The sequence below is a fragment of the Streptomyces omiyaensis genome (assembly GCF_014650895.1).
Lineage (GTDB): Bacteria > Actinomycetota > Actinomycetes > Streptomycetales > Streptomycetaceae > Streptomyces > Streptomyces omiyaensis.
Window position 1 is genome coordinate 124,841 of sequence record NZ_BMVV01000016.1, and the last position, 13,705, is coordinate 138,545.

A 13,705-nucleotide genomic window follows, 5' to 3' on the forward strand; every position below is an offset into this window, starting at 1 on the left:
TTCGTGCCGGTGCCGGGCACGGCTCTCAGGCTTCCGGCTCCGGGGGTGCGGCGGCCGCTCCGTCGATCCGGGTGTCCTCGGGCAGGTCGCGGAGCCGGAGGGCGAGCTGGGTGCACAGTTCGAAGTACACCCGCCGGTCGGTGACCTCCATGTTCGCGACCTCGTCCGGGCCGCCCAGGGCCAGCGGCACCCGGTAGCCGACCACCTGGCCGAAGCCCAGCGGTCCGGCGCCGGGGTCGGCCTCCCGCCATTCCCGGAAGAAGGGGAAGGCCAGGGCGTCCTCGTCCTCGTCGGCCGCGGCCTCGAAGAACTCGTCGATGGTCAGGCCCGTGGTGAAGTGCTCGCCCTCGGCCGGGTCGACCGCGATGACGTAGCGGGGCCTGGCCTCGGGGTCGCGGATGTCGAAGAGCAGCTCGCGGCCCGTCCAGTCGAAGGCGAAGGGGTAGTAGCGCCCCTCGATGCCCTCGATCAGGCGGGCGCAGGCCTCGTACGACTCCCGGGCCGACCCGGGGGTGTGGAACCGCAGGAAGCCGTCCGCGAGGACGCTCCCCGCCGCCCGCTCGAACAGACCGGCGAGGGTGGCGGGCACGGGGTGACCGCCGCCCTCGCCGGAGGCCGTTGGATCCGCCGTTCCCGTCACCGGGAAGCGGCGGAGGAGGATCTCCAGGGACATGTCCGCTCCTACTCGATCTCGACCCTGCCGATGGTGTCACCCGGCAGCGGGCCGGGCTTCCCGACCCGCTGCGTGCTTCTGCGCACCGGGCCCGCGATCGACCGGACGGTCCAGTGTCCGCCCCTTTTCGGGAACGCCCCCGAGGAGCGGGCGACAGGGCGGGGCGGGGCGTCGGGGTCACAGGATGAGGTGGCCGGGCGGGAGGGTGCCGTCGGTGATCCGTCTGCGGGGGGTGTAGTAGGGGGCGGTCCCGGTGCCGGAGTAGAACCACGTGGCGCCCGTGGTGTCGCGGCCGATCAGGTCCGGCTTGTGGTCGCCGTTGACGTCACCGGGGGTGGTCAGGGTGTTGTAGGTGTTCCAGCCTTTGCCGATGCTCGTGCGCTGGGCGTAGTGGCCGGGCCTTCCGGTGCCGGTGTAGAGGTAGAGGTTTCCGGTGGCGTCGATGCCGAGCAGGTCGGGGTGGGCGTCGCCGGCGAAGTCTCCGGGGGCGACGAGGGTGGGATAGATGTTCCAGTTGGTGCCGATCGGCTCGCCGGGGGCGTAGCCGGTGCCGGTGCCGCGGTAGAGCCGGAGGACGCCTTGGGCGTCGCGGCCCAGGAGGTCCGGGGTGGCCTGTGCGTCTCCGTCGAAGTCGCCGGGGGCGAGCAGGAGGTTGAGGCCGGTGAAGCCCGAGCCGATCTTCTCGCGGTTGTCCCCGGAGCCGGAGTAGGTTCCGTCCGGTGTGCGCTTGTAGCGCCAGAGGGTGCCGGTGGTGTCGACGCCCAGGAGGTCGGTTCCCTGGCGGGTGACGAGCGGGAGCGCGTTCCAGCCGGTACCGACCCTGCATTCCCTGCCCAGGGTGGGGGCGGTGGTTCCGGGGAGGGCGGCGGAGTCGAGCGCGTGGCGGAACAGGACGCCTTTCGCTCCCCTGCGCAGGACGGAGCGGTCGGTCGTGTCGGAGGGTCCGCAGATCCATTCGGCCGCGCCCCGCAGGGGGACGTGGTCGGAGACCCAGGTGCCGGGGTGGGGGTCGTCGACGTCGGGGAGCGCGTCGCCGACGGGGTTGCGGAAGAACTTCGAGCCGAAGAAGACGTAGTCGATCTTCTTCTGGCCGGATGCGGGTTTCCCCTTGGCGAGGTAGGTGATCTCTCCTCGGCGGCAGGGCGGGGCCCCCGCGGGGCAGGCGGGGGCGTCGGGGAGGTGCCCGGTGAAGTGGTCGGGGTCGGTCTCGTCCGCCTCGAGGAACCGGCCGGTGGCGTTCTCGCCGGCGGCGGGGGCGTAGAGGTGGCTGAGGACGGTGGTCCACGGTGAGGTGTTGAAGTCGCCGGCGAGGATGACGGGGGTCCCTTCGTCCTCCCAGAGCGCGGCTCGCCGGGCGAGGAGCGCCGCTTCCTCGTCCATGACGTACTTGCCCGCGGCGCCGGGCGTTCCCCAGAAGAGGTGGACGGAGCACGTCCAGACCGGTCCGCTGCTGGTGAGGGTCTTCAGGCAGGGGACCCGGATGTCCTCGGTCACCAGTTTCGCGGGGTCGGTGATTCCCAGCTGGGCGTTGATCTCGGCGGCGGTGTCGAGCTCGATGACCGTGCGGTCGATTTCCTCGCCCCGTACGAGAACGGCCATGCCGTAGTCGCCGTTGGCGCTGTCGGCGGGGTCGAGCGGGTTCGCGCACCGTCCGGGTGCGAGTCTCGCCGTGGAGACGTAGTGGCCGGCGAAGGACTCCCCCAGGCGGACGGCGAGCTGGTCGAACTGGTACCTGCAGACCTCGACGAGGGAGACGTGGCCGGCGCCCCAGCCCGTGGGCGCCGTCTCGTCGAGGATCTTCCCGTAGCGCACCTCGTTGGCTTCCGCGGAGGGGTCGCAGCCGGTGGTGGCCCCGCTGCCGCAGAGGTTGTAGGTGACGGCTCTGACCTGGGGCGCTGTCGAGGGTCCGACCACGTCCGCCCGCGCCTGGGGTGGCGTCGGCGCCAGAGCGGTCAGCGCGGCGGCCAGGGCGGCCGTCGGCACGCGCCACCATGCGGTTCGTTTCATGAAGGTCCCCGTGGAGTGTCGAGAGAAAGATCCACAAGATAACGCGTGCACGATCTCGTGGGCTTCAGGGTGCTGTCGTCACGGTTCGCCCTGCCGCCGCACTGCGCGGGCACGGGCCCCGGCGGCACTCGCGGCCTCGCCCGGCGCCGCCCCTCCGCAGGGGGTCCGCCCCGAACGGACCGGCCCGCCACCGCGGGTGCGGTGGCGGGCCGGGTGCGGTGGCGGGCCGGGGGAGGTCGTCCCCCGCCCGCGAGGCAGGGTCCTGTGGGGACGGCGAGGCCGGGGCGTCCCCGCGGACGCCTCGGCCGGCCCGGGGAACGGGCCTTCGCCGTGCGCGGACCCCGGTGCGTCCTGGCGACGGCACCGGGGCCGTCACGTCAATCCGCCGCGTAACTGCCCGTCTGGTAGTCCAGACCGGGATCGGGCGGACCGCACCGCAGGATCTCCTCCACCGCGGGCCAGACGGACAGGGGCACGTCGTAGCAGTACTGCATCCAGGGATCGTCCTCGTCGGGGGTGATCACCTCGCGCAGCCTGGAGATCTGCTCCGGGGTGACGGGATGTCGGGTGCGCAGGAACTCGTCCTGCTTGCTGAACCCCTCCAGGAACCAGACGACGCCCTGCGGGGCTTCCTCGTTCATGATCACAGGGTAGATCCTCATTCCTTGCACGACGGTCCGGGAGGCGGCGCGCAACCGGTCCTCGGCGAGCGCGGGCGCCGGGCTACTTCTCCACCTCCCGCGTGGGGTCGCGGGGCTTGGTCTGCTCTCCGGTCCGGTAGTCGAACTCGCCGACGTGCTTGCCGTTCTTGTTGTACTTCTCGACGGTGTCGTGCTGCTTGTCGTGTTCGTAGATGTTGCCCTTGGCGTCCTTCCACCGCGGGCGCAGGCCGCCGCCGCCCTGGACGGGCGTCTTCCTCTTGGCGGGCTTCGCCCCGGGGAAGGCCGGCAGGGACTTGGGGGTCGGGGCCGGGCCGGTCTGGACCTTCTGCGAGGCGTTGGCGCGGTTGCGGGCGTTGCGCAGGGCGACGCCGAGGCCTTCGTCGATGCGGGAGATCCCGTCGGCGGCACCGTAGGCACCTCCGACGATCAGGGTGGAGCCGACGGCTGCGGCGGGGGCGCCCGCCAGGCAGCCGACGCCGGTGATGCAGACCGCTCCGCCGGCGACGACTCCGCCGGCTCCGGCCTCGATGGCGTAGACGCTCAGCGCGGTCTCGAAGGCTCCGGTGAGGATGTCGGTGTTGGTGAGGATCTCGGAGCCGTAGATGCCGACGGTGTTGAGCTTCTCCTCCAGCCAGTCCGGGACCCAGCCGTCGCCGGGCTCCTGGTCCCCGGGTTCGCCTTCGGCCTCGCGCCATTCCTGCTCGACGGCGCGGAAGGCGGCCTCCTCCTCGCGGTACTTCTGCACCGCCGCGGCGAAGGCCTCGGTCTCGGCCGCCTTGGCGGCATCGGCGTCCTTGCCGGCGGCGGTCGCGCTCTGCCGCGCCTGGGCGGCGGCGGCCCAGGCGGACTCGGCCTCGAAGCGGGCGTAGGTGGCGGAGCCCTGTGCGGCGGTGGCGGAACGGACGGCCTGCGCGGCGGAGTTCTGCGCCTCCTTGCTCGCCCGGTCGGCGGCCTTCGCGGAGGCGGCGGCCCGGTCGGCCGAGGCCTTGGCCGCGGCGGCGGAGTCCGCGGCGTCCTGGGCGTAGCCCTTGGCCTCGTCGGCGGAGGCGGCGGCCTGCCGTGCGGCGACCTCGGCTTCCTGGGAGGCCTTGCGCGCGTCGGCCGCGACCTTGCGGGCCGTCGCGGCGTCCTGCTGGGCGGTCGCCGCGACGGCGAAGCCCTCGGCGATCAGCTCCTGGACGCGGGCGCGGTGGACCGCCGCGAGGCCGTCCTGGCGCTGCGTCTTGTACTGGCCGGTGGTGACGAAGGAGTGCAGCAGGTCGGAGGGGCCGGCGAGGGCGACCCGTGCCGCGGCGACGGTCTCCTGGTGCTGGGGGTTCTCGTCCCGGAGCTCGACCGCCTCCAGGCGGTCGTCCTCGATGCGGGCGAGGCGTTCGCCTTCGGTGATGAAGGCGCGGTAGGTGTCGACGTCGTTGGAGGCGAGTGCGGCGCGGCCGCGCTCCTGGGTGATGGAGCCGCCGGCGTCGATGAGGCGTGCGATGTGGACGCGCAGGTCCTGGGCGGCCACGTCGTACTGGCCGTCGGTGACGAAGGCGTGCACGGCGGCCTGGTCCGACCGGAGGGCCTGGGCGGCGGCGGTACGGATCTTCTCGGACGGGGAGTCCAGTGCGAGGTGTTCGGCGTCGGTGCGCTCGTCGTCCTGGACGGCCTTCAGCCAGCCGGTGCGGGCGTGCTCCGCAATGTCGGCGTCCGTGCCGGCGAGCGCGACCTGCGCGGCGGTGCGGGCCCAGGGGCCGCCGAGCTTCATGGTCCGCAGGGCGAGGGGCCGGGCCGTGGCGGCGATGGTGGCCGTGTCGGCGCCGGGCCGGATCGCCTGGGCGGTGAGTGCGCGCTGGGCGGCGTCGAGGTCGGCGACCTGGCCGGCCATGCCGGCGCGCCGCTTCTCGCGCTCGTCCTCCTGGGCCTTGAGCGCCCTGGCGCGCTCGATGGCGGTGTCGGTGCGGGTCTTGAGCTCCTCCGTCTCCACCTCGCGGGCGATGTCGTAGGCGTCCTTGGCCTTCGCGACGGCCGAGACGGCGGTGTTCGCCGCGAGGGTGGCCGCTTCCGCGTGGGCGGTGGACTCGGCCGCGGCGGTGGCCGCTTCGCCGGCGTGTTCGGCCGCCTTGTCGGCGGCGTCCGCGGCGTTGCGCGCGTGGGTGGCGGCGCTTCGCGCGGCGTCGCGGGCCTCGTAGGCGGCCTTGGCCGCCTTGGCGGCCAGGGCCTGGGCGGCCTTGGCGGCTCGCTTCGCCTCCGCCGCCTGCTTGCGGGCGAGGGCCGCGGCGGCCGTGGCCTCGTCGGAGTGGACGCCGGCGGCGTCGGCGTGGCGGTTCGCCTCCTCGGCGGCCGCGGCGGCGTCGTCGGCGTTGGCGCCGGCGTTCACCGCGGCTCCGGCCGCCGCGCCTGCGGCGGTGGCGGCGATGCCGGCCTGGTCGGCGGCCTGGGCCGCTTCCTCCGCGCCCTTGGCGGCGTCGCGGGCGTCCTCGGCCGCACGGCGCGAGGCGGCGGCCTGCTTCTCGTCGTTGACGGCGGCCGCGGCGGCTCCGCGGGCGCGGGAGGCGGCCTGGGAGGCGCCCGCCGCCGCGGCGGCGGCCTGGGCGGCGGCGTTGGCGGCGACCCGTGCGGAGTTGCCGGCGGAGCGGGCGGCGTTGATGGCGGTCTCGGCGGCCTTGGCGGCCTGGGAGGCGGCGCTGGCCGCGCGCGCGGCGGCGGAGGCGGCGCGCTGGGAGTCCTCCCGGGCCGCCTCGGTCTCCACGGCCGCCCTCTGGGCGGCCTCCTTCGCCAGCCGGGAGGCCTCGACCGCGCGCTTGGACGCCTCCGTGGCGGCGGTGGTCTCGGCCTTGGCCTGCCGGCCCGCTTCCTTGGCGAGGGTGACGAGTTCCGCGACGGTGGCGTGCTCCTGGTCGCGGTTGCGGGCGATGTGCTGGCCGACGAGCAGGAACTCGTGGATGTCCTGGGCGGAACCGTTCAGTGCGATCCGGCCGGCGGTCCGGATGTTGGGCCCGCCGATGCTGAGGATCTGGGCGAGCTGGACGCGCTCGTCCTGCTCCTGCCACTCGTAGCGGCCCTCGTCGAGGAACGCCTTGACGTCCTCGGCGGTGCCCTTGAGCGCCTCGCGGCCCTCTTCCTGGGCGATGGGGCCGGACGTGTCGATGATCTGGGCGACCCGGATCCGCTGGTCCTGCTCCAAGGGGGCCTTCCAGCCCTCGTCGAGGAAGGTCCGCAGGTTCTGGGGGCTGCCGGCGAGGGCGGTGCGGGCCGCCGCGATCAGGTTGGTGCCGCCGACTCCGGCGATCTGGGCGACGGCGACGCGGTCGTCCTGGTGGGACAGCTCCGGCGCGACTTCGGTGAGGAAGCGGTTCACGTCGGTGTCGCTGCCCGTGAGGGCCACTTCGGCCGCGGCCTTCACTCCGGGGCCGCCGGACTTCCACAGCTCGACGACCCGGCCGCGGGGGGTCGCGGGGACGCCGTCGGACGAGCCGCCCGGTGCGTCCTGCGCGCCGGCGGTGGCCGGGGTGGTGCCCAGCAGTCCGGCGACGAGCGCCAGCATGAGGCCGGCGCGGCCGAGTGACGGGACGACCCCGTGGGTCGCCCGTGGCGTGCGTGGGCGGCGATCTCTTCGCCTCAAGGTCACTCATCTCCCTGTTCGGCCCATGGGAAAGGGGCCGTGCGGTCATGGATCGTCGTACGGGAAGGCGTGAGGTCCCCCACCGCGGTTCGGCGCGCTGTTTCTGCGCGCGCAGGATCCGGGCAGGTGGAACCGGAAAGTAGAAAGCGGAATCAATTAAGCCGCTCAGAAATGGCTTCACAGCCGTCCCCCGACGCGTGGATCTTGCCACACCATGAGCCCGGAAATCACGTCGCCCACCCTCCTGACCTCGCATTCCATCGGAGTCAGCCGACGACGGAAAAATCGCCGAGCCGGTTCCACCGCGCGAAGGTGACCATGATCACCACGGACCGATTTGACAGTGACCAGCCAACAGGAAATCTTTCTCAAGCATCAGCGCCGAACCTTTGAGAAAGGCGGTTCGGCGGCAATTCCATGCTCTTTTGCGGCCCTTTCCCGAGCCGCCTCCGGAAGGATTCCCACAGGTGCAGCACCGCGCCACCAGAATGGCCATCGCGACCATGGCCGTCGCCGCGCTCAGTACTCCGCTGGCCGGCTCCGCCGTCGCCGCCGACACCCCGTCCGCTCCGGCGGAGATGCCCTTCGCCTTCGAAGACGGCGCCTACCCGCACGCCGACCGGATCCTGGCCGAGAAGGGCATCAAGCTCCTGCGCGGCGACGGCAACATCACCCTCGCCGACTGCGACCCCGCCGCCCGGCAGATCCGCGTCATGGCGGTCAAGGACGCCGGCGCCAACCGGGAGGGCACCTACTGCTTCACCTCCCGGTCCGACACCGGCCTGCTGGCCCTCCAGCTCGACCGGGTCTTCGCCATCGACGCGGCGGACCACCCCCTCAGCGCCCGGCTCACCCCCGACGGCGGCGCCGCCAAGACCGTCACCATCGCCGCGGACGGCTACGCGAGCGTCGGTGAGGGCCAGGTCGGCGGCCTGCGCAGCGCCCTGGTGGAGATCCGGGTCACCGGACCGAGCGCCGAGGCGCCCGCCCCCGGCGCGGACACCACCCTCGCCTTCACCGGCAAGCTGACCGTGGGCGACAGCAAGCGCATGTGCACCAGCAGCCTCGTCGACCCCCAGTGGGTGCTCACCGCCAAGAGCTGCCTCGCGGACGACCCGGTCGAGAGCAACACCGTGACGGCCGGCGCCCCCAAGGAGAAGACGACCGTCACGGTCGGCCGCGTCGACCTGGCCACCTCCGGCGGTCACACCGCCGAGATCGTCCAGCTCGTGCCGCACCCCGACCGGGACCTCGTGATGGCCCGCCTGGACAAGCCCGCGACCGGCGTCACCCCGGTCTCCCTCTCCACCACCGCTCCGCAGACCGGCGAGGAGCTCACGATCGCCGGCTTCGGCCGCACGGCCACCGAGTGGGCCCCCACCAAGCTCCACACCGCCGCCTTCGCCGTGGGTTCCGTCGACGCCCGGGGCATCGCTCTCGACGCCAAGACCCCCGCCGACGCCACCGTCTGCAAGGGCGACGCCGGCGCGCCCGCCCTGCGCACCGAGAACGGCAGGCCCGCCCTCGTCGCCGTCGGCAGCCGCGCCGGACTCGCCGGATGCCTCGCCGCCGCGGAGGGAAGCACGAAGGGCGCCTGGGACACGCGCACCGACGACCTCCGCAACTGGATCCAGCAGACCCGCGCCCTCGCGGCCGGCTGGAAGACCGAGGCCGTGGTGCAGGGCGGCACCAAGCTGTTCCAGGGCATCCGCCTGGCCGACGGCAGCTGGACCGACTTCACCGACGTCGAGTCCCGGGCCGGCTCCGTCGACGGCGTGCGCTCCTCCGCCGTCGCGGGCATCAACGGCTACACCCACGTCGTCGCCCTCGGCGGCGACGGCAGGATCCACCACGCCATCCGCCGCGCCGACGGCACCTGGACGAACTTCGGCGACGTCAACGAGGTCGCGGGCCAGCTGTCCGGCATCAGCCAGGTCTCGGCCGTCTCGATCGGTCACGACCTGCACGTCCTCGCCGTCGCCGGCGGAAAGCCGTACCACGCCATCCGCCGCCAGGACGGCACCTGGACGAACTTCGGCGACGTCACCGGCGCGGCCGGCGCCCTGAGCGGCGTGACCGCCGTCGCCACCGCCAGCGCCGCCGGCCAGCTCCAGGTCGCGGCCCTCACCGGCGGCAAGGCCTTCCACACCGTGCGCGCCGCCAACGGCAGCTGGACCAAGTGGGGCAGCGTGGCCGCCGCGGCCGGCGCCACCGGCCCGATCAGCTCCCTCGCCATGGCCGGCATCGGCGACGACACGCACGTCGTGATCGCCACCGACAACGGCACCCGCCAGTACCACTCCCTGCGCAAGGGCAACGCCAGCTGGACCCCCTTCGGCGACCTCGCGGACTACTTCGGCCGCCCCGTGGCGAAGTCGGTGGCGGCGGCCCACGTCGACGGGGAACTGCTCCTCGCCGCCACCACCCAGGACGGCAAGGTCCAGCACACCCTTCGCCGCGCCGACGGCACCTGGGCCCCGACCGCACCGGTCGACCTCCAGGGCCTCAGCGGAACCGTCGGCACCGTGGCGGTCGCCGGAACGCTCTGACCCGTCATCGCCGGCCACCGCCGGCGTGACCGGTCCCCCCGCCGAGGGGCCGGGCCGGACGGCCCGGCCCCTCGGAGCACGCCTCCCCGCGCTCGCCCCGGGACGGATCCGGCCTCGCGCGGGCCACGAGGAGGCGCCTCCCCTCTGCAAGGAGCCCCCCATGCCCCGCCTCACCCCCCGCTCGCCCCGGACGGCCACCGGGCTCGCCGCCGCGGCCGTGTACGCACTGCTGCCGTCCGGTTCCGCACAGGCCGTCATCGGAGTCCCGGACACCGGGACCCGCGCCCACACCGCCCGGATCACGGTCGGCGCGGCAGCCACCGCACGGGGCTGCTCCGCCACCCTGGTGGCCGGAGACCGGCTGCTCGGCGCCAAGAGCCGTTCGGTACCGAGGTGGCCGCCGGGGTCCCGGAGCAGCCCGTCACGGCAGCCGTCGGCGGCAGGGCCTACGGCGTCACCGCGCTCGCTCCCCGTGCCGACCGGGACGTGATCCTGCCGCACCTGGACCGGGTCGTCACCGGAGTCGCCCCGGTCCGGCTCGGCTCCGGGGCGCCTGCGGCCGTCGCCGTCACGACCGCCGGACACGGCCGTACGAGGACCGAGTGGCTGCCCGGAAAGATCCACACGGTCTCCTTCACGATCGCCTCCGCCGACTCCACCACCCTCGCCCTCCAGGCCACCGGGGCGGCACCGCCCTCTACCAGGGCATCCGCCTGGCCGACGGCAGCTGGACCGGCTTCGCCGACGTCCAGGCCCAGGCCGGCGACATCGGCGGCACCCGCGCCGCCGCAGTCGCCGGCATCGGCGGGGACACCCACGTCCTGGCCATCACCGCCGCCGACGGCACCCTCCGTCACACGGTCCGCAAGGCGGACGGCAGCCGGCTCCCCTTCGGCGACGTCGGCGACGTCGCCGGCCGCCTCGGCAGCCTCACCCGGGTCACGGCCGCCTCCCTCGGCACCGACCTCCACGTCGTCGCCGTCGCCGACGGCAAGGTCTTCCACACCCTGCGCAACGCCGACGGCCACTGGACCCCCCTTCGGCGACCTCTCCGCAGTGGCCGGGCCCCTCGGCACCGTCACCCGGGCCGCCATCGCGAGCGTCGGCGGGGCACGGCAGGTCGTCACCGTCTCCGGCGGAAAGGCCCACCACACCCTTCGAACCCCCTCCGGCCACTGGACCGCCTGGGGCGACGTCACCCGGGCCGCCGGCCCCACCGGTCCCGTCACCGGCGTCGCCATCGCCGGAGTCGCCGACGACGCCCATGTCGTCGTGGCCACCGACAACGGCACCCGGCAGTACCACTCCGTGCGCAGGGCCGACGCCGGCTGGGAGCCCTTCGGGGAGCTGACCGGCCACCTCGGCGGCGGCACCGTCAGGTCCCTCTCGGCCGCCCGCGTCGACGGCGAGCTCCAGCTCGCCGCCGTCACCGCGGACGGCAAGGTCGTCCACGCCGTCCGCCACGCGGACCGCACCTGGACCACCGCGCCGGTCCTCCTTCCCGGCGTGCCCGGCCCCCTGGGCACCCTCTCCCTCACCGGCACCCTCTGACCCTTCCGTTTCCGGGAAAGCCGTTCCCCGAGGCGGGCCGTGCACAGCGCTTCCGCCCTTTACCGAGGAGCCCTGTGAAAACGCGCAAGCACCGCGCCCGCCGCGCGGCCGTCACCGCCGCCGTACTCGGACTCGCCGGAGCGGGCGTGACCGCGGTCGCGGGAGGCTCGCCCTCCGCAGCCGTCGCGGCCGCCGGCGGGGCGACGGAGAGCATGCCCTGCGCCGTCGAGGAGTTCCCGCGCACCCTGCAGGTGATGTCGTGGAACACGTGCGGCCCGCAGCGCGCCTCGTGGGGCTGCGACGGAACGGGGACCCCCGAGGAGAAGGCCGGCGTCGTGACCGGGAACGTCACCGTCAACCGGGTCGGCGCCGCGCTGCTCCAGGAGGTCCGCGAAGACGACCTGGCCCTCCTCGTGGGCCGGCTCGGGGCGGGCTGGAGCTTCGCCTTCCAGCCCTACCAGTGGTCCCAGGAGGGCAAGAGGACGCCCAGCCGCTGCGGAGAGGACGGCACCGGCCGCGCCGACCGCATCGGCACCGCGATCGTCGCCAAGGGACCGCTCGACGACCCCGCCCCTACTCCACCACCCAGCCGGTGACCGGCCTGAACACCCCCTTCCACCGCGCGACCGCGGCCGCGTGGAACGTACGCCTGCGCACCGTCCGCGCCGCCCGCCCCGGCACCGAGCAGGCACACCCCACTCCGACCACCGCGTCCTCGTCGAAAGCCTCACGGCCTCCTGACCCGCCCGCGACACGGCCTTGCCGCGGACGAAAGCCCCCCGGGAGCAGGAAGGGACGGCCGCTCGTGACGAGCGCCCGCGATCGCCGCGCCCAGGCGTGACCGCCCGTTCCCCGGGGGATGGACCGTGGGCCAGGTGTTTCGTTCTCAGGTGATCGGGCGGCCCCGTGCGGAACCAGGAAGCACGGGTGTGCGGCAGCCGGTCGGGAATCCACGGGGGTACGCAGCAGTGCAGCCTGAAGTCATGTCCGCGCTGATAGGCACCGGCGGGGTTCTGATCGGCGTCGGCATCGGATTGGTGGGGCCGCTCGTGTCCGCCCGCGTCCAGGCCCGGGGGGCGAGCGAGCAGGCGAGTGCGACCGTCGCGGCCGCCGAGCACGCCGCCAGGAGCCAGTACCGGGCGGTGATGGACGGGCAGGCCAGGCAGGCCCGGCGCAACGTCTACAGCGGCTTCCTGGAGGCGGTGCGCGAACTGGAGCAGGGCATCCGGACCAGGCCGCACCAGGAGACCCACGCGGCGGTGCGGGCGCTCGGCGAGGCGCTCGCCCAGGTGGAGATCGAAGGCCCCGACGAGGTCCAGGAGGCCGCCCTCACCGTCAGGCGCGAACTGTCGGCATGGCAGTTCGCCCGTGCGGTCGCCGACCGTCTCGCGCAGGAGGTCGCGGCGCTGGACAACCCCGACCCCGCGTGGTCGGAGTGGCAGCGGACGACCGCCCGTGAGCTGTCCGCCGCGATCTCCGCCGCGGAGGGGGTGATCGCGGACGCGCGCTCTCAGGGCGCCTTCGAGGAGTGGCAGCAATGGCGCCTGCTCCTGGTGGGCAACTCGGCCCTGGCGGCGTCCCGTGGCCGCGAGCTCAGGGAGCGGTTCTCCGGTGTCACGTGGCCTTCACCGGAGTTCACCGCCAGGTTCGACGCCGCACTGACCCGTGTGCGGGACGCCGCCATGGCCGCGCGTGGCGGCGTGTTCGACACGGCCTCGCCGACCCTGCTCGACGCCCTCGTGCGGTCCGGAAGGGTCCTGCCGGAAGGAGGTGCCGGCATCAGCGGGTGGCGCCCCCTCGACGAGGCCATGCAGCGGTTCCGCCTCGCCGCTCGCCAGGCACTGCACGAGATGCCCGAGCTGTGACCGTCACGGCACGCGCCTTCGGGAGGGCCTCCCGGGCGCGGGCGGGGCGGCGGGCGCGGCGGGGGTGACGCCCGCACCCTGCTCCGTACCCCGCCGACCGGAGCCGGTGCCGATGCCGCCGGAACCGCGCCGGCGGAGGCGGGGACCGCACGGCGTGGTCCCCGCCATGCAGCCGTTCGCGTCAACATCAGGCTGATTCCATTCGAAAACATTCGCACGGAAGAGTTTTTGACGATCCCTCTTCACCTGGTCGCATTACTCTCCATTGACTTGCCCTTGGGCTTGCTTTGGCTAATTCCGATGAGGAGACGACCGGAAGGGGGTGGCCTCGCGATGCCGTCCGTCCGCACGGGATCGACCGTGCGCGTGCCCTTCCTCCTCGTCCTCGCCCTCGCCTGGACCGCCTGGGTGCTGCCGGCGCCGGCCGGGGGCGCGCCCTGGCTCCAGGAGTCCGGTGCGCGGGAGGTCGTGGCGGTCGCCGCCCACGAGTCCGTCCACACGGAGGACGATCGGGCGGACGTCCGCGGGGGCTCCGCCCGTCAGTACGACCGGCGACGGGCCGTCAGCACGTCCGCGAGGTCACTCGGCCCGCCGTCCTCCGTCCTCCGCGACGGCCTGGCGGACGACCGGGCGACGGACCGCCCCGCCGGCGGACCGGACAGCCGGCCGAGATGCCCCGCCGCTCACGCCGCCCCCCTGCTCCAGGTCTTCCTCTGCTGACGGACGCGTGCCACCCGCGCCGACCCGCCAGCCCGACGCGCTCCCGACGACGCGCCAGGAGGAAACCTTCATGC

General features: G+C 74.1%; 10 protein-coding genes. 5 read left to right on the forward strand and 5 right to left on the reverse strand.

The window, feature by feature from the left end:
• Window positions 1-25: 25 nt before the first annotated feature.
• From IE287_RS24800 to IE287_RS24815, 4 genes are all read right to left on the reverse strand, one after another.
• Complete coding sequence (locus IE287_RS24800; RefSeq protein ID WP_189851380.1) at window positions 26-673, reverse strand: T6SS immunity protein Tdi1 domain-containing protein; 648 nt, start codon at window positions 671-673, stop codon at window positions 26-28.
• A 177-nt stretch (window positions 674-850) separates the two neighbouring features.
• On the reverse strand, window positions 851-2,680 hold the full coding sequence (locus IE287_RS24805) for an FG-GAP-like repeat-containing protein (protein WP_189851381.1): 1,830 nt from the start codon (window positions 2,678-2,680) through the stop codon (window positions 851-853).
• A 377-nt stretch (window positions 2,681-3,057) separates the two neighbouring features.
• Complete coding sequence (locus IE287_RS24810) at window positions 3,058-3,321, reverse strand: DUF7683 domain-containing protein (protein ID WP_189851382.1); 264 nt, start codon at window positions 3,319-3,321, stop codon at window positions 3,058-3,060.
• A gap of 82 nt (window positions 3,322-3,403) precedes the next feature.
• Window positions 3,404-6,868, reverse strand: coding sequence for a colicin E3/pyocin S6 family cytotoxin (locus IE287_RS24815; protein WP_189851383.1), 3,465 nt, complete (start codon window positions 6,866-6,868; stop codon window positions 3,404-3,406).
• A 545-nt stretch (window positions 6,869-7,413) separates the two neighbouring features.
• Between IE287_RS24815 and IE287_RS24820 the strand changes: the two genes are divergently transcribed.
• Window positions 7,414-9,495, forward strand: coding sequence for a trypsin-like serine protease (locus IE287_RS24820; RefSeq protein WP_189851384.1), 2,082 nt, complete (start codon window positions 7,414-7,416; stop codon window positions 9,493-9,495).
• A gap of 446 nt (window positions 9,496-9,941) precedes the next feature.
• Here IE287_RS24820 and IE287_RS24830 read toward each other — a convergent pair whose 3' ends face one another.
• Window positions 9,942-10,523, reverse strand: coding sequence for a hypothetical protein (locus tag IE287_RS24830; protein WP_189851386.1), 582 nt, complete (start codon window positions 10,521-10,523; stop codon window positions 9,942-9,944).
• A 28-nt stretch (window positions 10,524-10,551) separates the two neighbouring features.
• Between IE287_RS24830 and IE287_RS24835 the strand changes: the two genes are divergently transcribed.
• From IE287_RS24835 to IE287_RS24850, 4 genes are all read left to right on the forward strand, one after another.
• Window positions 10,552-11,046, forward strand: coding sequence for a hypothetical protein (locus tag IE287_RS24835; RefSeq protein ID WP_189851387.1), 495 nt, complete (start codon window positions 10,552-10,554; stop codon window positions 11,044-11,046).
• Between the two features lie 74 nt (window positions 11,047-11,120).
• Entirely contained in the window at window positions 11,121-11,642 is a 522-nt protein-coding gene (locus tag IE287_RS24840; protein ID WP_189851388.1) for a hypothetical protein, read from the forward strand.
• A gap of 387 nt (window positions 11,643-12,029) precedes the next feature.
• Window positions 12,030-12,911, forward strand: coding sequence for a hypothetical protein (locus tag IE287_RS24845; protein WP_189851389.1), 882 nt, complete (start codon window positions 12,030-12,032; stop codon window positions 12,909-12,911).
• A 360-nt stretch (window positions 12,912-13,271) separates the two neighbouring features.
• On the forward strand, window positions 13,272-13,631 hold the full coding sequence (locus IE287_RS24850; protein ID WP_189851390.1) for a hypothetical protein: 360 nt from the start codon (window positions 13,272-13,274) through the stop codon (window positions 13,629-13,631).
• Window positions 13,632-13,705: the final 74 nt, after the last annotated feature.